The following is a 17,430-nucleotide window of genomic DNA, read 5'->3' on the forward strand; positions in this document are numbered from 1 at the left end:
CCGCGCGCCGCAAGGCGTGCGCGGGCGTACCGCGGGTTCGGGGGGTGCAATTTTTGCGCCAATCTGCAATTTTACCGGATTTTCAATGACTTCCGGTCGCCATCTGGCGGTGCAGCACGTATGCCGGCGGCGCTCAGCCGACGGTGCGCGCGGCACCATGTGCGGCAAGCCATACCCTTGCCGCCGCTTCGTCCAGGAAATAGTGACAAAGGGGCGCGGCACCCGCCTGCAAATCCGCCGGCGTGCCGGGCATCAGCACCGGCACCAGTTCGCCAAAGCGCGCTTCCAGCGCGGCATCGGCGTCGACATCGACCTCATGCAGGGTAAAAGAAAAATCGCGTCGGAGCGGCTCCAGCGCGACTTTCATGTCTTCGCAAAGATGGCAGTACGCCCGGCCGTACAGCGTCAGCGCGGGCGTGGCTGCCATGGCCGGTCAGCGCGCCGAGGCGGCGCCCGGTCGCAGCGTCAGCACCTGGGTGGCATCGCCGCGCCGCACGAATACCGCGGCGATGCGGTTCTTGTCCAGGCCGCGCACCAGTTCGTTGAACTGGCGGGCGTTGGTCACGTCGGTGTCGCCCAGGCGCAGGATGATGTCGCCCGGGCGGATGCCGGCACGCAGCGCCGGACCGTCGGCCACCTCGACCTCGACACCGGACTTGAGCTTGAGCTCTTTCAGGCGCGCCTCGGGCAGGTCGCTGACCACCAAGCCCAGCGCGTTGGGCTTGCCGGCCGGCGGCGCACCGTCGTCCTTGGGCGTCGCGCCGCTGCGTGCGCGCGCCTTGCCATCCGGCTCCAGCTCGGTAACGGTGATGCTGACCTCGCGGGTCGCGCCCTTGCGCCACAGTTGCAGCGGCACGCGCGTGCCGGGCTTGGTCTCGCCGACCATGCGCGGCAGGTCCGAGGCCCGCTCGATATCGCGGCCGTTGAACTTCAGGATGATATCGCCCGCCTCGATGCCCGCTTTTTCCGCCGGACCGCCCGGTTCGACGCTGCCGACCAGCGCACCGCGCGCCCGGCCCAGGCCGAGCGAATCGGCAACTTCCTTGGTGACGTCGCCGATGGCCACGGCAATGCGACCGCGCGTCACGCGCCCGGAAGACTTGAGCTGCTCCGACACGCGCATGGCCTCGTCGATCGGGATCGCGAACGAGATCCCCATGTAGCCACCGCTGCGGCTGTAGATCTGCGAATTGATGCCGATCACTTCGCCGCGCAGGTTGATCAGCGGCCCGCCCGAATTGCCGGGATTGACCGCGACGTCGGTCTGGATGAACGGCAGGTAGTCGCCGGTGTCGCGGCCCTTGGCCGAGACAATGCCGGCGGTCACGCTGTTGTCCAGCCCGAACGGCGAGCCGATCGCCAGCACCCACTCGCCGGCGCGGACCTTGTTGGAATCGCCCAGCGGCAGGCGCGGCAGTCCGTTGGCCTCGACCTTGAGCAGCGCCACGTCGGTGCGCTTGTCGGAGCCGATCAGCTTGGCCTTGAATTCGCGCTTGTCCGGCAGCGTCACGTAGATGGTTTCGGCATCCGCGACCACGTGCGCGTTGGTCATCACATAGCCGTCCTGGCTGATGATGAAGCCCGAACCCACGCCGCGGCTCTGCTCTTCCTGCTGCGGCGGCTGGCCGCGGCGCGGCGGCGTGCCGGGGGCGGGGGCGCCAGGCATCGGCACGCCGAAGAAGCGGCGGAAGAATTCCGCCATTTCATCATCGCCACCGGGCGCGCCGCGCTGGCGCACCAGCTCGGTGGTGCGGATATTGACCACGGCCGGGCTGGCCTTTTCCACCAGGTCGGTGAAATCGGGCAGATTGTAATTGGAGGCAGCGGCCTGGGCGTGGCTGACTTCGGCAACGGTCGGGCCGAGCAGCATCATGGCAGCCATGACCACGGCCCGCGCCAGGGCTGGAGATCTGAACATCATCGACAACTCCCGGGATTCAGCGAAAAGAAGAAAAACCGACTGGATGTGATCCCGTGGCGGGGACCCCTGCGCAGGTTTCATGGAGCCGGCCCCGGATGAAATCCGGGCGCCGGCTGCACCTGCTCAGGCTCAGTGTACCGTCTTGGGCGGGCGGTACTCTACGGCCGTCGCAAACTGGCGCACGGTGCTCGCCGGCACCTCGCCCACCACGGTGATCCAGAAATCGGCAATCCGGCGCACCACGACCTGGGTCGCGCCCAGCGCGGCCACGCCTTCGCGGCGCGCACGTTGCTCGGACACCGGCTCAATGAAGACCGACAGGCCGGTCAGCCCGTCGCTATAGACCACCTGCAGTACTTCGAACACCTGCCCGCGGGCATTGCCCGGAGCCGGGGCACGCAACTCGCCGAGCGGGCGGCGGACCTCCCTGATCTTCTGGAACCCCTTGAGCGGCACCGCGATCGACCAACCCTCGTCGGCGATGTTGGTTGACTGGTAGGTCACCTCATAGTGATTCCAGCCGCTGGAATTCTTGATCGCGCCAAGGATGCGCTGCTTCTCGGACGGCACGCCGATCTGCACCTGAGAGAACGACACCTGCTCCAGCACCTTGCCGCCGTCGCCGATGGTCTGCGCGCGCATCAGCAGGCCGGAGTTCTTCTCCGCCCACAGCCGCACCGCGTAACGCGCGGCATCATGCGGCTCCAGCGCAAAGACCTCGCACTCCATGCCGGCCACGCGCTCGGCGGGCATCTTGCGCATGTCGTACAGGTCCAGCACATCGTTCTTGTTGGTGGCGAGCAGCGCGGGGAAGCGGTCCTTGGCTTCCTGCTTCTCCACCACCACCAGCTTGGCTTCAGGAATCAGGCTGTGCACCACGTCGTTCTGCCGCAGCACTTCACGCGGCTTGCCGTCGAGGGTCTCCAGCCGTTCGTATTCGTTGTGGACGAGATCGCTGTAATGCTGGATACGCGAGGCGTGCATGACACTGCCGCGCTGATAAATCAGCGTGCCGACATAGTTCTCGCGCTGTGCGGCTTTGTGGATCTTGTTGAGCCAGGCAGTGGCGTCGCGTCGGTTCAGCGTATTGTCCGAGGGCTGCGCGGTCGCCGCTGCAGCGCTCAGACACAAGGCCAGAAAAAAGGACCTGCGCAGGGTCCTAATTCTCTGCGCGCCCGCTACATGGGCGGGCGAACCTCCTTTATGCATGTCCGGCATTATTCCTGCGTATTTTCCTGAGTGAAGTTTGCACCGTTGGCAACCGTGCGCATGGTCGGCACGAAAGCATCCGTTGCCACTGAAGTGCGATGCGCACGCAGGTATTCGTCCAGGCGCGGGTCGCGGATCATCTGAGGGGCGTCCGCAGCTACCGTCACGATGCCAGCGGCGTGGCCGGGGGCCGGCTGCTCGGCACGGGCCACCACGGCGTCAGGCGTTCCCACCGTCGCCGGGCCGCGCAGCTGCGGCACCACCACCCAGCTGACCGCGGCCACGGCGGCGGCGATCGCGGTGCCAGGCATCACGCGGCGCACCCATGACGGCCTCACCAGTAGGCGATGGCGCGCGCCAGCCTGCGCCACCGCCGGCACCAGCACGTGTGGCTCGGCTTCAAGGCGCGCGGAGAAGCGCGAGAGGAAATCGGCGGTGGAACCCGCCTGCGTCAGGTCTTCGGAACGCAGTGCGTCGCCGATCAACTGGTATGTGGTCCAGTCCGAAATGCCGGCCTCGCTCTTCGCAAGATCCAGCACGGCATTAACTTCATGCGGCGCCAGTTCGCCATCCATCAATACGGAGATCTGCTCCGCTGCTTCCACTACATGAACCGACTGCTTATGAGCCTGACCCATTTCCCACCCCAAGACATTCCATTGAACACCGATAATCCCGTTACTGCTGTCGCTTATCGATGCAGGAATAGGCTGCAACGCTGGCCGCACGACATTCTTCTCTACAACTGAACCGCCACTACCACCGCTTGCCCTCTGCCGTTCCCAGCAGCGGACGCAATTTCTCGGCAATCGCTTCGCGCGCCCGGAAGATCCGCGAGCGCACCGTGCCGATCGGGCATCCCATCGCTTCGGCGATTTCCTCATAGCTGAGGCCCTCGATCTCGCGCAGCGTGATGGCGGTCCGCAATTCTTCCGGCAGTGCTTCCATCGCGCGGTTCACCGTCTCGGCGACTTGCCGCGTGTGGAGCATCGACTCCGGCGTATTGATATCCCTTAGTTGTTCACCGTCCGCAAAAGTTTCAGCCTCTTCCGCATCGATATCGCTGGACGCTTCCGGGCGGCGGCCCTGGGTGGCCAGGTAGTTCTTGGCGGTGTTGACGGCGATCCGGTACAGCCACGTGTAGAAGGCCGATTCCCCGCGAAACTGGGGCAAGGCGCGGTAGGCCTTGATGAAGGCATCCTGCGCCACATCCTCGACTTCAGCGGGATCCCTGACCAGGCGCGAAATCAGGCGAATGATCTTCCGATGGTATTTGGTCACCAGAAGTTCAAAGGCCCGCTTGTCGCCCTGCTGGACGCGTTCAACTAGGAGCTGATCGGCTTCGCGTTCGCTCACGTATGGCTCACCTGCAGTGTATCTCTTGGTTTGGTCGTCACGACAAACGTTGTATTTTACCTACGATTCTCAGCCCGCCCGGTGAAGCAACGCGCCTCCTGTGACCGCAAGCTAACAAAATCGTTCCCTGCCCGGGCATCAGGTTGCACCCGCAGTGCAACTCGCGCGGACCGTTGCAGCCACCGTGCTAACTCAGAACCGGCTGCCTGCCAGGGAAGAAGAATGACGCCGGGCATGACGGGGTCACCGGGGGCAAAGCTCACCACCGCGACGCCTCCCAACTGCCAGCACTGCCGTACAACGGCCTCCCGCCGCGCACCGCCTGGCGCTTCCAGCCAGATACGCAGGGGCCCTTCGGCGTCGGCGTCCTGCACGGCCGTACAGACCCAGCGCAAGCCGCGCCACCATGCCGGCCAGGCGCGCAGTGTCGCCACCGTGGCCAGCGCGAGGCCAAAGCCGGCGGCAAGGTGCCACCACAGGAATCCGGCCTGGCTGCCGGCGATGGCGTCGGCCAGCGTCCGCGCCAGCAGCGCCAGCGCCAGTAATTCGACGGCACAAAACACGAACAGGGCCCACCCCAACGGGTGGACCCTGCCATGGCGCAGCCCGTGCAGGGCCCGCCTCAAGCACGGATCAGGCGCGGCGGAAAACAAGCGTGCCGTTGGTGCCGCCGAAACCGAAGTTGTTCTTCACCGCCACGTCGATCTTCATCTCGCGCGCCGTGTTGGCCACGTAGTCCAGGTCGCACTCGGGATCCTGGTTGTCGATGTTGATCGTCGGCGGCGAGACCTGGTTGTGCAGCGCCAGCACGGTGAAGACCGATTCCAGCCCGCCCGCGCCGCCCAGCAGATGGCCGGTCATCGACTTGGTCGAGTTCACCACCATCTTGTAGGCCTGGTCACCGAAGGCAGCCTTGATCGCATCGGATTCGTTCTTGTCGCCCAGCGGCGTCGAGGTGCCGTGCGCGTTCAGGTAGTGCACCTGGTCGGGGTTGATGCCGGCGTCCTTGAGCGCATTGACCATGCAGCGGCGCGGGCCGTCCATGTTCGGTGCAGTCATGTGGTAGGCGTCGCCGCTCATGCCGAAGCCGATCAGCTCGGCATAGATGCGCGCGCCGCGCGCCTTGGCCGACTCGTACTCTTCCAGCATCATCACGCCCGCACCCTCGCCCAGCACGAAGCCGTCGCGGTCCTTGTCCCACGGACGCGAGGCCGCTGCCGGATCGTCGTTGCGCGTCGACAGCGCGCGCGCGGCGGCGAAACCGCCGATGCCCAGCGGTGACACGGTCGATTCCGAGCCGCCCGCCAGCATGGCGTCGGCATCGCCGGCCTGGATCAGGCGGGCCGCCAGGCCAATGCTGTGCAGGCCGGTGGTGCACGCCGTCACGGCTGCCAGGTTCGGGCCCTTGATGCCGTGGATGATCGACAGGTGGCCAGCGATCATGTTGATGATCGAGCCAGGCACGAAGAACGGCGAAATCCGGCGCGGACCCCGCTCGCTCAGCACGGCGTGGGTATCCTCGATCATCGGCAGGCCGCCGATGCCCGAGCCGACCAGCACGCCGATGCGCTCGGCATTGGCTTCGGTCACTTCCAGGCCGCTATCCTTCAAAGCCTGCGTACCGGCCGCGATGCCGAAATGGATAAACGTATCCATGTTGCGGGCTTCCTTGGCGGGGATGTAGTCCTCGGCATTGAAACCCTTCACTTCGCCGGCAAAGTGCACGGACAGCGCGGAGTGATCGAATTTGGTGATGGTGGCGATGCCGGACTTGCCGGCTACCAGGTTGGCCCAGCCTTCGGCAACCGTGTTTCCGACCGGAGACACAAGGCCAAGCCCAGTGACGACGACGCGACGACGGCTCACTATGTTTTCCTACGGGTGCGTGAAACGGGAACGGAACGCGGAGCTGCGCGCCGCGGGCCCTGCGGGCCCGGCGGCGAAGCACATTCCATTCTGCTTCTTCGAACAGACGAAAGCCACAGAAAACAGCAAGGCGCGGCCGCAACGGCCCGCCCACCTGCCTTCTGTGGCTCGGAATGCAGAGACGACGGGCTTAGGCCTTGACGTGCGCGGTGGCGTAGTCGATAGCTTGTTGCACGGTCGTGATCTTTTCGGCTTCCTCATCGGGAATTTCCATGCCGAATTCATCTTCCAACGCCATCACGAGTTCAACCGTGTCCAGCGAGTCCGCACCGAGATCGTTCACGAACGAGGATTCGTTCTTGATGTCTGCCTCGGCCACGCCAAGCTGTTCTGCCACGATTTTCTTGACGCGTTGTTCGATATTGTCCATGTAACCCTCCAGGGAAGTTCGACAAAAAGTGGGCGCATTTTAGCAGGTTTGGCACAACAGAAATGCTGCCTGCCAAGCTTTGCAAGAATCGCGCCCGATTGGTTCGGAAAACTACGACTTCCGGCAGCTTCTTCCGGCTTCTTGCCGGAAAATCACTGCGGAAAAACCATCAATTCATGTACATCCCGCCGTTCACATGCAGCGTAGTGCCGGTGATGTAGGCGGCTTGCGGACCGGCCAGGAAGGCCACCGCATTGGCGATATCCTCGGGCTGCCCCAGGCGGCCCAGCGGGATTTGCGTCTTGAGCGAAGCATGCTGCTCTTCCGACAGCGCCTTGGTCATGTCGGTATCGATAAAGCCCGGCGCGACGCAATTGACCGTCACGTTGCGGCTGCCGATTTCGGCGGCCAGCGAACGGGTCATGCCCGCCACGCCCGCCTTGGCCGCGGAGTAGTTCATCTGGCCGGGATTGCCGACCGAGCCCACCACCGAGGTGATATTGATAATGCGGCCCTGGCGCGCCTTCATCATCGGGCGCAGCACGGCACGCGACAGGCGGAACACCGAAGTCAGGTTGGTCTGGATCACGGCCAGCCAGTCCTCGTCCTTCATGCGCATCGCCAGCTGGTCCTGGGTGATGCCGGCATTGTTGACCAGCACGCCGATGCCGCCGTGGCTCTTGACGATCTCTTCGATGAGCGCGTCGCAGGCGGCGGCATCATTGACGTTGAGCACGGCGCCCTTGCCCTTCAGGCCTTCGGCGCCAAGGTAGCCGGTGATGCTGGCCGCGCCGGCTTCGCTGGTGGCGGTGCCGATCACGGTGGCGCCCTGCCGGGCCAGTTCCAGCGCGATGGCGCGGCCGATGCCGCGCGACGCGCCGGTGACCAGCGCAATCTGGTTATCGAGAAGTTTGGTCATGCGGTTGTCCTGTTGCTTACTTCAGCAGCGCCAGCGTGTCCTGCAGCGAGGCGGGATCAAAGATCGCGCCGCCGCTCAGGCTGCCGTCGATGCGCTTGGTCATGCCGGCCAGCACCTTGCCCGGGCCGCACTCGATCACGTGCGTGATGCCTTCGGCGGCCATCTTCTGCACGCACTCTACCCAGCGCACCGGCGCGGCGGCCTGGCGCACCAGCGCATCCTTGATGGCTTCGGGATCGTTGACGATGGCGACGTCGACGTTGTTCACCAGCGGGATCGCCGGCGCCGAGAACGCGAGGCCGGCCATGCGCTCGCGCAGGCGGTCCGACGCGGGCTTGAGCAGCGAGGAATGGAACGGCGCCGACACCGGCAACGGCAGCGCGCGCTTGGCGCCCTTGGCCTTGGCGATTTCGCAGGCCTTCTCGACCGCGCCCTTGTGGCCGGCGATCACCACCTGCGACGGGGCGTTGAAGTTGACGGCCTCGACCACGCCGGTGGCCGACGCCTCGGCGCAAGCAGCGCGCACGTCGTCATCGGACAAGCCCAGGATCGCGGCCATGCCGCCCTCGCCCACCGGCACGGCTTCCTGCATGGCCTGCGCGCGGAAACGCACCAGCGGTACCGCCTCGGCAAACGGAATCACGCCCGCGGCCACCAGTGCGGAGTACTCGCCCAGGCTGTGACCTGCCACCAGTGCCGGTGCCGGGCCACCGGCATCGAGCCAGGCACGGTAGACCGCCACGGCGGCGGTCAGCATCACCGGCTGCGTATTGGTGGTCAGGTTCAGTTCTTCGGCAGGGCCTTCGGCGATCAGGCGGCCGAGATCCTGGCCGAGCGCCGTCGAGGCTTCTTCGACGGTGGCGCGCACCACGGCGTTGTCGGCGAAGGCATTGAGCATGCCGACCGACTGCGAACCCTGGCCGGGAAATACGAAAGCGAATTTCATCGGATGGAAACCCTAACAAGAAATCGGGGGCCGGCGCCGCGGCAGGACCTGCCTGCGCGGCACGCCTTGGCACCGGCCGCATATCACATGCGCAGCAGCACCGCGCCCCAGGTGAAGCCGCCACCCACGCCTTCCATCAGCACGGTCTGGCCCGGGCGAATGCGGCCGTCGCGCACGGCGACGTCCAGTGCCAGCGGAATCGAGGCGGCCGAGGTGTTGCCGTGCTCGTGCACGGTGGCGACCATGCGCTCGGCCGGCAGGCCGAGCTTCTTCGCCGTGCCCTGCATGATGCGGATATTGGCCTGGTGCGGGATCAGCCAGTCGACTTCGGCCGGGGTCACGCTGGCAGCGTCCATGGCTTCGCGCGCCACCTTGTCGAGCACGTTCACGGCAAGCTTGAACACCGCCTGGCCGTCCATGTGCAGGAACGGGTTGCCGGTGATATTGCCGCCCGCGACGTTGCCCGGCACGCACAGGATGTCGACATGGCTGCCGTCGGAGTGCATGGCGCTGGACAGGATGCCCGGCTCGTCGGACGCTGACAGCACTACCGCGCCGGCGCCGTCGCCGAACAGCACGCAGGTGGTGCGGTCGTTGAAGTCGAGGATGCGCGAGAACACTTCGGTGCCGATCACCAGCACGTTGCGGTGCGAGCCGCTGCGGATGAACTTGTCGGCCGTGGCGAGCGCGTACACAAAGCCAGAGCACACCGCCTGCAGGTCGAACGCCGGGCACTGGTTGGTGATGCCCAGTTTTTCCTGCACGATGCAGGCGGTGCTGGGGAACACGAAGTCCGGCGTCGAGGTGGCGACGATGATCAGGTCGATGTCCTGGCGGTCGATGCCGGCGGCCGCGATGGCCTGCTCGGCGGCCTTGACCGCCAGCGCGCTGCTGGTCACATCAGGCTCGGCCCAGTGGCGTGCCGAGATGCCGCTGCGCGAGACAATCCACTCGTCGCTGGTCTCGATGCCTTTTTCGGCAAGCTGCGCGGCCAGGTCATGGTTGGTCACGCGCCGCGGAGGCAGGTAGCTCCCGGTACCGATGATTTTTGCGTACTTGGTCATGTATTGTCGGATCGTATGGCCCGCGGGCACCCTCGACCGGCGCGCGTGGCGCTCAGGCGACGTGGGGGCTGGGATGCGCGCCAGGCGTCTCTGTCTCCGGGGCGGGCTGGGTACCGCCTGCGGCGCTGGATTTATCGGCGAAAGCCCGGGTAATGCGGGCAATCACGCCATTCTTGGCGGCATCATACCCGCGTTTGATGGCCCACTCAAAAGAATGGGCATCGGCCGAGCCGTGGCTCTTGATCACCAGCCCGCGCAGGCCCAGCAGCGAGGCGCCGTTGTAGCGCGCGGGGTCGAGCCGCTTGGCCAGGCGCGACAGCACCGGCATGGCGACCGCGGCCAGCAGCTTGGTGAACCACGAGCGGGTAAATTCTTCCTTGATCATGCTGCCGATCATCTTGGCCAGGCCCTCGGTGCTCTTGAGCGCCACATTGCCGACGAAGCCGTCGCAAACCACGATGTCGGTCGTGCCCTTGAAGATATCGTTGCCCTCCACGTTGCCGTAGAAGTTCAGCTCAGAGGCGCGCAGCAGTTCGCCGGCGCGCTTGACCACTTCGTTGCCCTTGATGACTTCCTCGCCGATGTTCAGCAGGCCCACCGTGGGGTGTTCCTTGTGATCGACGACGGCCACCATGGCCTCGGCCATGCGCGCGAACTGCAACAGGTGCTCGGGCTCGCAGTCGGCATTGGCGCCCAGGTCCAGCACGGTGGTGCCCCAGCCCTGTTCGTTGGGAATGGTGGTGGCGATGGCCGGACGCTCGATGCCTTCGAGCGTCTTCAGCACGTAGCGCGATACGGCCATCAGCGCGCCGGTGTTGCCGGCGGAGATGCAGGCGCCGGCCAGGCCTTCCTTGACCTGGGTAACGGCAACGCGCATCGAGGAGTCGCGCTTCTTGCGCAGTGCCACCTCGACCGGGTCATCCATGGTGATGACCTCGGTGGCCTCGACGATGCTGACGCGCGGATGGTCCAGCGCGTGCAGCTTTTTCAGCTGCGCCCGAATGGCGTCGGGCAAGCCGACCAGCACCATCTCGGCATCGTCGTGGCGGGAAAGAAAACTGATCGCCGCAGGCACCGTCACGGAAACACCGTGATCGCCGCCCATGCAGTCGATAGCGATTTTGATCGTCATTGTTCCTGGTACGGATAGCGCGGCGGCGCACGCCATGCCCGGCGGGAATCCCGAGCGCCCAACAAAAAAGCGGCAACGATCTTGCCGCTTTTTTGTGTCTGACCGATTATTGTCCGACCCACAGGCATGCGCGAGCGAGACGCAACGTCACGCCTAGCGAAGCTATCAGTCGTTCTTGGTCTTGATGACCTTGCGACCGCGGTAGTAGCCATTCGGGCTCACATGGTGGCGCAGGTGGGTTTCGCCGGTGGTCGGCTCGACTGCCAGCGGCGCGGCCGACAGGTGATCGTGCGAACGGTGCATGCCGCGCTTGGACGGCGACTTCTTGTTCTGTTGAACAGCCATGATGACTCCTTCGAGAATTTTTCAATATTAACACACGCATCCCGCCCAGGGCGTAGCCGGGGCCCGGCCGGATGCTTCAGATTCACCTGCAAGACCCTGCAGGCCGCGCGTTGGCGGCTTCAGTGCCGGTTCTTCAGGCCGGCCAGCGCCGCGAAGGGCGAAGGCCGCTTTTCTTGCTCAGGCTCAGCTTCAGGCTGGGCCTCGCCGTCCGATCCGGTCACGAGGCTTTCGTGCACCGTCGGGCAGACGTCATGCTTGGGTGCAACCGGCAATGCCAGCAGCACTTCATCTTCAATCAGTTCCAGCAGCGAGAACCGTTTCGAGCCGGCGATAACGTCGACTTCGTCGTCGTCCACCGGCGCGGCATCGGCGGCCTCTTCGCTCTCCACCACCTCGAAACGCGTTGCCGTGTCGATCGGCTGGGCATAGGGCGCCAGGCAGCGCTGGCAATCCAGCCACATCCGGCCCTGCACCGTTACGTCGAGGAACAGCCGCTGCGCCACCGGGGCGCCAGGCCCGGCCGCTTCTTCGCGCACGAAGCCGGTACCCGTATAGGCAAGTGTCTCATCGGGTGCCGAGGCTGGCGCTTGCGCGGTGGTCTCGGCTAAGATGCGCGGCAAATCCCGCACCGCCACGTCGCCGGCCAGGCTTTCACCCTTTCGGCACATGGCGAAGAGGTCAAGCGCACGCAGGTCGATCGGCTGGGTCATGTGCGGGGCTCCTGTCGCAATTCAATGACGGGTTCGCCACATTCCTCACCTGACGGTCTGCGGGCCGCGCACATTGGCGGCACTGCGCCCGGGTGCGGATGCGGCTAAACGCGCGATTATACGGTGTAAACCGTCCCGAGGTCAAAGGCCTTGCTCGGGAAGCCACTTGGCTCCCTGCTCTGATTCTATTACTTATGTCTCAAGACCCTCGCCCCCGGCTGATCCTCGGCTCCGGCTCGCCCTACCGCCGTGAACTGCTGGCGCGGCTGCGCATCCCCTTTGAAGTCGCCGTGCCGAACATCGACGAAACCCCGCTTGCCGGCGAATCGCCCGAGGCCACGGCGCTGCGGCTGTCGCAGCGCAAGGCCGAGGCTATCGCGACTCGCCACCCCGGCGCGCTGGTGATCGGCTCGGACCAGGTGCTGACACTCGATGGCGCCCAGATGGGCAAGCCTGGCACGCACGACAACGCCGTGGCGCAACTGCGCCGCATGCGGGGGCGCACCGCCACCTTCCACTCGGCGCTGTGCCTGCTGGATTCCCGCACCGGCGCCGCGCAATTGGCCGACGTGCAGACCCGCGTGACATTGCGCGACCTGACCGACGCCGAAATCGAAACCTACCTGCAGCTGGAGCGCCCATACGACGTCGCCGGCAGCGCCAAATCCGAGGGACTGGGCATCACCCTGCTGGCGCGGGTCGAGTCCGACGATCCGACCGCGCTGGTCGGCCTGCCGCTGATCGCGCTGACCGGCATGCTGCGCCAGGCCGGCTACCCTCTCCTTTCCGCATGACCCGCACCCACCCACGATGAGCGGCACCCTTTTCCTGATCCCCAATACCCTCGGCAAGCGCGACGAAGCCGACCCGCTGCCCGATGTGATCCCGGCCGGCGTGCAGCAGATTGCGGCCGGCCTGGACTACCTCGTCGCCGAGAACGCCAAGACCGCGCGCGCTTTCCTGAAGAAGCTGGGCGAAACCGCGCCGCTGGCGCGCCCGCTCCAGCAGATCGAAATCCGCGAGCTGAACGTCAATACGCGCGCCGATGCCCTGGCGGCGCTGCTGGCCCCGCTGGCATCCGGTCGCGACGGCGGGCTGCTGTCCGAAGCCGGCGTGCCGGCGGTGGCCGACCCCGGCGCCGACCTGGTGCGGCTGGCGCATGCGCGCGGCATCCGCGTGCGGCCGCTGGTAGGACCCAGCTCGATCCTGCTGGCGGTAATGGGCTCGGGCCTGAACGGCCAGAGCTTTGCCTTCAATGGCTACCTGCCCGTCGATGCCAGCGAACGCGCGCAACGGCTGCGTGAACTGGAACAGCGCTCGCGCAAGGCCAGCCAGACCCAGGTCTTCATCGAAACGCCATACCGTAACGGCGCGCTGCTGGAGGCCATGCGCCAGCATTGCGCCGGCACCACGCTGCTGTCCGTGGCGGTGGACCTGACCTTGCCCAGCGAGGCCATCGTCACGCTGCCGCTGTCGGACTGGCGCCCCGAGCGGATCGCCCTGCACAAGCGCCCGGCGATCTTCTCGCTGCTCGCCATATAACAAGCGGCGAGCTGGCAAACGACAAGGGGGCGTGAACGCCCCCTTTATCCTGACCGGTCACGCCAGGCTTCAGCGCATGCCCTGCATGCCGGTGCTCCACAGCATGGTCTTCATCGCCGCCGTGCCGACGGCCGCGCCAAAGCGCTTGGCCACGCGTTCGGCGATGTTCTCCTTGACCGTGTAGTCGACGATGTCCTCGGCCTTGAACAGGTCGCGCGCCACGTAATCGGCACTGCCGAGGCCGTCGGCCAGCCCCAGCGCGACGCTGCGCTCGCCCGACCAGAACAGGCCGGAGAACAGCTCAGGGTCGTCCTTGAGCCGGTCGCCGCGCCCTTCCTTGACCACATCGATGAACTGCTGGTGGATTTGCTTGAGCATTGCTTCGGCAAAGGCCTTCTGCTTCGGCACCTGCGGCGAGAACGGGTCGAGCATGCCCTTGTTGGCCCCCGAGGTGTAGAGCCGGCGCTCCACGCCCAGCTTGTCCATCAGCCCGGTAAAGCCGAAGCCGTCCATCAGCACGCCGATCGAGCCGACGATGCTGGCCTTGTCGACATAGATCTTGTCAGCCGCCGCCGCAACGTAATAGCCGCCGGACGCACAGATTTCCTCGACCACCACATAGAGCGGCTTGGACGGGTAGAGGCCGCGCAAGCGGTGGATCTCATCGTTGATGAGGCCGGCCTGCACGGGCGAGCCGCCCGGGGAATTGATCTTCAGGATGACGCCGGCGGCGTTGTGGTCGGCAAAGGCCGCCTGCAGCGAGGCATTGATCGCTTCGGCGCTTGCCGGCGTGCCGGCGGCGATTTCGCCTTCCAGCGTGACCATGGCGGTGTGGCGGCCCGAGGCGGTAAGGGCGCCATCGCCCTTGAAGTCGAACACCGCGAACAGGATCAGCGCCAGCAGGCCCAGCGTTACCAGGCGGAAGAAGATGCGCCAGCGCCGCGCCGCGCGCTGCTCGCGCAGCGATGCGGTGAGCACTTTCTCAAGCACATCGCGCTCCCAGCCTCCGCCAGCCTGTCCGCCCACCTGTCCGCTACCAATGCCAGTGGCGCCGGCCAGGCGCGCCTTGCGCTCGCGCGCTTCGCGCCGCGTGGCATCATCGCCCGCGCGGAGTTCATCCTCCAGCGGAAAATCGGCATGCGGCGCCGTCACCAGGCGCTCGGACTCCGGCACGGGCGTTGCCCCGGCCGACCCGGCCTCTCCGACGGGCTTGCGCTCGTCCGCCTGCCCAGCCTCACTCAGCTCACCCGAAGGCGGTTTCTGTTGTTCTGTCATGCAAATCGCTCGTGGAATTCCATTCAGGCACCGCCCGAAGGCTCGGGCGCGCGGTACGGCGCCCGTGGCAGCCAGTAGACCTGGCCATCGCGCTCTTCGACTTGCAGCTTGGCCAGCGCGGCCCCGCGGCAGGGACCGCCGACGCACTCGCCGCTATCCGGCGCGTACACCGCGCCATGTGTGGCGCACATCAAGTATAGGCCCGAGGCATCGAAGAACCGCCCCTCCTGCCAGTCAAGCTCCATGGGCACGTGCGCGCACTGGTTCAGGTACGCATGGGCAACGCCGTCGAAACGCACCACAAAGGCGCCCATTTCGCGCCGGTCGACTGCAACCGAGAAACGTATGCCGAGTCCGCCCTCCTGCAGCGCATCCGCGGCACACAGCCGTACCGGCGCCTGGCCGGAGGGAGTGTCAGGCATGGGCCAGCAGCCACTCGGTCAGGTCGGCGATCGAACTGGCGCAGTGCACCGGCGCCATGGCGCGCAGCGACTCGGCGGGGTGTGCTCCGTAACAGACCCCAAGCCCCTTGGCGCCGGCGTTGGCCGCCATCTGCAGGTCATGGGTGGTGTCGCCGATCATCACGGTGCGCTCCACGTCCTGGCCGAGTTCGCGCGTCAGTTCGTGCAGCATGGCCGGATGCGGCTTGGAGAAGGTCTCGTCGGCACAGCGGGTAGCATCGAACAGTGCGGTCAGGCCGCTGGCCGCCAGCGCGCGCTGCAGCCCGACGCGGGTCTTGCCGGTGGCCACGCCAAGAAAATAGTGTTCTGCGCGCAGGGTTTCGAGCATATCGCGCACGCCGTCGAACAGCACGAGATCGGCGTCGCGGGTCAGGAAATGGTAGCGGTAGCGCTCGGCCAGCCGCGGATAGTCGGCGGGATCCAGGGTCGGCACCGCATACGACAGCGCATCCTTGAGCCCCAACCCGATGACGTGGCTGGCGGCGCTGCCGTCCGGCACCGGCAGGCCCAGGTCCCGGCTGGCCAACTGGATGCACTTGGCGATGGTCGGGGTCGAGTCCATCAGCGTCCCGTCCCAGTCGAAAACGATCAGGTCAAATTGTTGCCTGGCCATGGAAATCCTTGTGGCGTTTGAGGCACTACCCTACTCCGGGGCGTGCAGCTCGCGCAATTGTTGCAGGAATCCGACGCATTCGTCGGGCAGGGGCGCTTCCACGGAGAGCGGTTCGCCGGTGGCCGGATGGATAAACACCAGCCGGTGCGCGTGCAGGAACATGCGCTTGATGCCGGGCCTGGCCCCGGAACGCGCCAGCGACTTGTTCAGCGTGAAATCGCCATATTTTTCGTCACCGACAATCGGGAAACCCGAATGCGCCAGGTGGACGCGGATCTGGTGCGTGCGGCCGGTCTTCAGTTCGGCCTCCAGCAGCGTAAAACCTGGGAAGGCCTCGACCCGGTTGAACACGGTATGCGAGGCCAGCCCGTCGGCCTGGACCCGCACCCGGCGTTCGCCGTCCGGGGTGCTGTACTTATATAGCGGCAGCTTCACGTGCTGGCGGGCGTTGAGGAACGCGCCGGCGACGCAGGCGAAATAACGCTTGTCCATCGCGTTGGCGCGAATCTGTTCATGCAGGTGGACCAGCGCCGAGCGCTTCTTCGCCAGCACCAGGATGCCGGAGGTCTCGCGGTCGAGCCGGTGCACCAGCTCCAGGAACTTGGCGTGCGGCCGGGCGCGGCGCAGTTGCTCGATCACGCCGAACGCGACCCCGGAGCCGCCATGCACGGCGACGCCGGCCGGCTTGTTGATGACCAGCAGGTGGTCGTCTTCGAACAACACCGGGAATTCCCCGGCAGGCACCATGGCGGCCCCGGATTGCGCTGGCGCCGCCACCCGCATCGGCGGGATGCGCACGACGTCCCCCGACTGGAGGCGATACGTGGCGTCGATCCGCCCTTTGTTGACGCGCACCTCGCCAGAGCGAAGCACCCGGTAGATGTGACTCTTGGGCACCCCCTTGGCGACCTTCAACAGGAAGTTGTCGATGCGCTGGCCTTCGGAGCCTTCGTCAATCGTGACATACGCCACCTGGGGGCTGGCCGGCGCAGCTTCGGCAGCCTTTTCAATTTGATGGCGTAACTCATTCATTTTCAATATAATTTCCTCGCTGTTCCGGCATGTGGCCGGCAGCGCAAGACCTGTGTAAGCGATCGATCTCGAGTTTTATTCGATTTTTCGCATTCTACACTTGGGGTTGCCGCCAGCCCCGCCCGTCTCCCGCAACTTCGCGTTCCGCCAAGCGCCAGACGGGCAAATGGCAGTAAAAAGCAGCACGCACGGTGCCGCCGGCATGCAGGAAGTCGCCCAAAGGTGGCTTCGGCACGGGCAGGCGGTGACGTGGGAACTGAGTGTTCAGGTAAAACAGAATTTAAGGGCGGATGCCGCAGCCGGCATCCGCTTCGGTGAGAGAAGTCCCGCCCGCACCGGGAAACGGTGCCGGCCGGCAGGTTGAGCTGCCGCCTGACTGGAAGTTACCGGCGCCCGGTCGCAGAACTCCAAGAAGTAGTAGGTGCGCCCGCCAGGAGAAGTCAGGCAGCAACGGCAACCATGCCGTGTCCGAAAAATTTGCTCTTTGACGCGTCTAGGCCTTCCGCGGCCGGCCGCGATGCCGCCGGCGCTGGTTGTGCCGGCGTCCAGCATCGCCTCCGGCGCAGGAATGCGCCGGATGTCTGCGCAAGAGCAGCCTCCGGTGCCCTC

The 17,430-nt window shown here is 65.8% G+C and carries 20 protein-coding genes; 2 read left to right on the forward strand and 18 right to left on the reverse strand.

Annotated features, from left to right (window positions below; translation table 11 throughout):
• Window positions 1-133: 133 nt before the first annotated feature.
• From E5S69_RS28335 to E5S69_RS28400, 14 genes are all read right to left on the reverse strand, one after another.
• A complete protein-coding gene (locus E5S69_RS28335; RefSeq protein WP_171517771.1) occupies window positions 134-427 on the reverse strand; it encodes a glutaredoxin family protein in 294 nt (97 codons plus the stop codon).
• A gap of 6 nt (window positions 428-433) precedes the next feature.
• Window positions 434-1,921: a DegQ family serine endoprotease gene (locus E5S69_RS28340; protein ID WP_171517772.1), complete on the reverse strand. Its 1,488-nt coding sequence runs from the start codon at window positions 1,919-1,921 to the stop codon at window positions 434-436.
• A gap of 129 nt (window positions 1,922-2,050) precedes the next feature.
• Window positions 2,051-3,130 carry a MucB/RseB C-terminal domain-containing protein gene (locus E5S69_RS28345; RefSeq protein WP_171517773.1) on the reverse strand — a complete coding sequence of 360 codons (1,080 nt, stop codon included), beginning with the start codon at window positions 3,128-3,130 and terminating at the stop codon, window positions 2,051-2,053.
• Window positions 3,131-3,138: 8 nt separating this feature from the next.
• Complete coding sequence (locus E5S69_RS28350; protein ID WP_171517774.1) at window positions 3,139-3,768, reverse strand: sigma-E factor negative regulatory protein; 630 nt, start codon at window positions 3,766-3,768, stop codon at window positions 3,139-3,141.
• Between the two features lie 118 nt (window positions 3,769-3,886).
• Window positions 3,887-4,486 (reverse strand): RNA polymerase sigma factor RpoE, encoded by a 600-nt coding sequence (rpoE, locus tag E5S69_RS28355; RefSeq protein ID WP_010814682.1) that lies wholly within the window; start codon window positions 4,484-4,486, stop codon window positions 3,887-3,889.
• 56 nt (window positions 4,487-4,542) lie between these two features.
• Window positions 4,543-5,067 carry a hypothetical protein gene (locus E5S69_RS28360; protein ID WP_236901458.1) on the reverse strand — a complete coding sequence of 175 codons (525 nt, stop codon included), beginning with the start codon at window positions 5,065-5,067 and terminating at the stop codon, window positions 4,543-4,545.
• A 52-nt stretch (window positions 5,068-5,119) separates the two neighbouring features.
• Window positions 5,120-6,352 (reverse strand): beta-ketoacyl-ACP synthase II, encoded by a 1,233-nt coding sequence (fabF, locus tag E5S69_RS28365; RefSeq protein ID WP_171517775.1) that lies wholly within the window; start codon window positions 6,350-6,352, stop codon window positions 5,120-5,122.
• 190 nt (window positions 6,353-6,542) lie between these two features.
• Window positions 6,543-6,782 carry an acyl carrier protein gene (gene acpP, locus E5S69_RS28370; protein ID WP_008644813.1) on the reverse strand — a complete coding sequence of 80 codons (240 nt, stop codon included), beginning with the start codon at window positions 6,780-6,782 and terminating at the stop codon, window positions 6,543-6,545.
• 169 nt (window positions 6,783-6,951) lie between these two features.
• Complete coding sequence (fabG, locus tag E5S69_RS28375; protein ID WP_171517776.1) at window positions 6,952-7,701, reverse strand: 3-oxoacyl-ACP reductase FabG; 750 nt, start codon at window positions 7,699-7,701, stop codon at window positions 6,952-6,954.
• A 16-nt stretch (window positions 7,702-7,717) separates the two neighbouring features.
• Window positions 7,718-8,647, reverse strand: coding sequence for an ACP S-malonyltransferase (fabD, locus tag E5S69_RS28380; protein WP_171517777.1), 930 nt, complete (start codon window positions 8,645-8,647; stop codon window positions 7,718-7,720).
• 83 nt (window positions 8,648-8,730) lie between these two features.
• Window positions 8,731-9,711 carry a beta-ketoacyl-ACP synthase III gene (locus tag E5S69_RS28385; RefSeq protein ID WP_171517778.1) on the reverse strand — a complete coding sequence of 327 codons (981 nt, stop codon included), beginning with the start codon at window positions 9,709-9,711 and terminating at the stop codon, window positions 8,731-8,733.
• A 52-nt stretch (window positions 9,712-9,763) separates the two neighbouring features.
• A complete protein-coding gene (gene plsX, locus E5S69_RS28390; RefSeq protein WP_171517779.1) occupies window positions 9,764-10,843 on the reverse strand; it encodes a phosphate acyltransferase PlsX in 1,080 nt (359 codons plus the stop codon).
• Window positions 10,844-11,008: 165 nt separating this feature from the next.
• Window positions 11,009-11,188: a 50S ribosomal protein L32 gene (gene rpmF / locus E5S69_RS28395; protein WP_010814675.1), complete on the reverse strand. Its 180-nt coding sequence runs from the start codon at window positions 11,186-11,188 to the stop codon at window positions 11,009-11,011.
• Between the two features lie 119 nt (window positions 11,189-11,307).
• A complete protein-coding gene (locus E5S69_RS28400) occupies window positions 11,308-11,898 on the reverse strand; it encodes a DUF177 domain-containing protein (protein WP_171517780.1) in 591 nt (196 codons plus the stop codon).
• Between the two features lie 194 nt (window positions 11,899-12,092).
• Here E5S69_RS28400 and E5S69_RS28405 point away from each other — a divergent pair, with 194 nt between their 5' ends.
• Together E5S69_RS28405 and E5S69_RS28410 are read left to right on the forward strand one after the other, a co-directional pair.
• The gene (locus E5S69_RS28405) at window positions 12,093-12,692 is read left to right on the forward strand and encodes a Maf-like protein (RefSeq protein WP_171517781.1); all 600 of its coding nucleotides are present in this window, start codon (window positions 12,093-12,095) and stop codon (window positions 12,690-12,692) included.
• A gap of 16 nt (window positions 12,693-12,708) precedes the next feature.
• Entirely contained in the window at window positions 12,709-13,440 is a 732-nt protein-coding gene (locus E5S69_RS28410; protein WP_171517782.1) for an SAM-dependent methyltransferase, read from the forward strand.
• Window positions 13,441-13,509: 69 nt separating this feature from the next.
• On the opposite strand, the gene E5S69_RS28415 is transcribed toward E5S69_RS28410, so the two are convergent.
• From E5S69_RS28415 to E5S69_RS28430, 4 genes are read right to left on the reverse strand one after another with little or no spacing between them, the layout of a single operon-like run.
• Window positions 13,510-14,715, reverse strand: coding sequence for a S49 family peptidase (locus tag E5S69_RS28415; protein WP_171517783.1), 1,206 nt, complete (start codon window positions 14,713-14,715; stop codon window positions 13,510-13,512).
• A 23-nt stretch (window positions 14,716-14,738) separates the two neighbouring features.
• A complete protein-coding gene (locus E5S69_RS28420; protein ID WP_171517784.1) occupies window positions 14,739-15,137 on the reverse strand; it encodes a Rieske (2Fe-2S) protein in 399 nt (132 codons plus the stop codon).
• On the reverse strand, window positions 15,130-15,789 hold the full coding sequence (locus tag E5S69_RS28425) for an HAD-IA family hydrolase (protein ID WP_171517785.1): 660 nt from the start codon (window positions 15,787-15,789) through the stop codon (window positions 15,130-15,132). The genes E5S69_RS28420 and E5S69_RS28425 overlap by 8 nt, the downstream gene beginning before the upstream one ends.
• 30 nt (window positions 15,790-15,819) lie before the next feature.
• Window positions 15,820-16,821, reverse strand: coding sequence for an RluA family pseudouridine synthase (locus E5S69_RS28430; protein WP_171517786.1), 1,002 nt, complete (start codon window positions 16,819-16,821; stop codon window positions 15,820-15,822).
• Window positions 16,822-17,430 lie beyond the last annotated feature (609 nt).

Origin of the sequence: Cupriavidus necator (assembly GCF_013141915.1) — a bacterium.
Lineage (GTDB): Bacteria > Pseudomonadota > Gammaproteobacteria > Burkholderiales > Burkholderiaceae > Cupriavidus > Cupriavidus necator_B.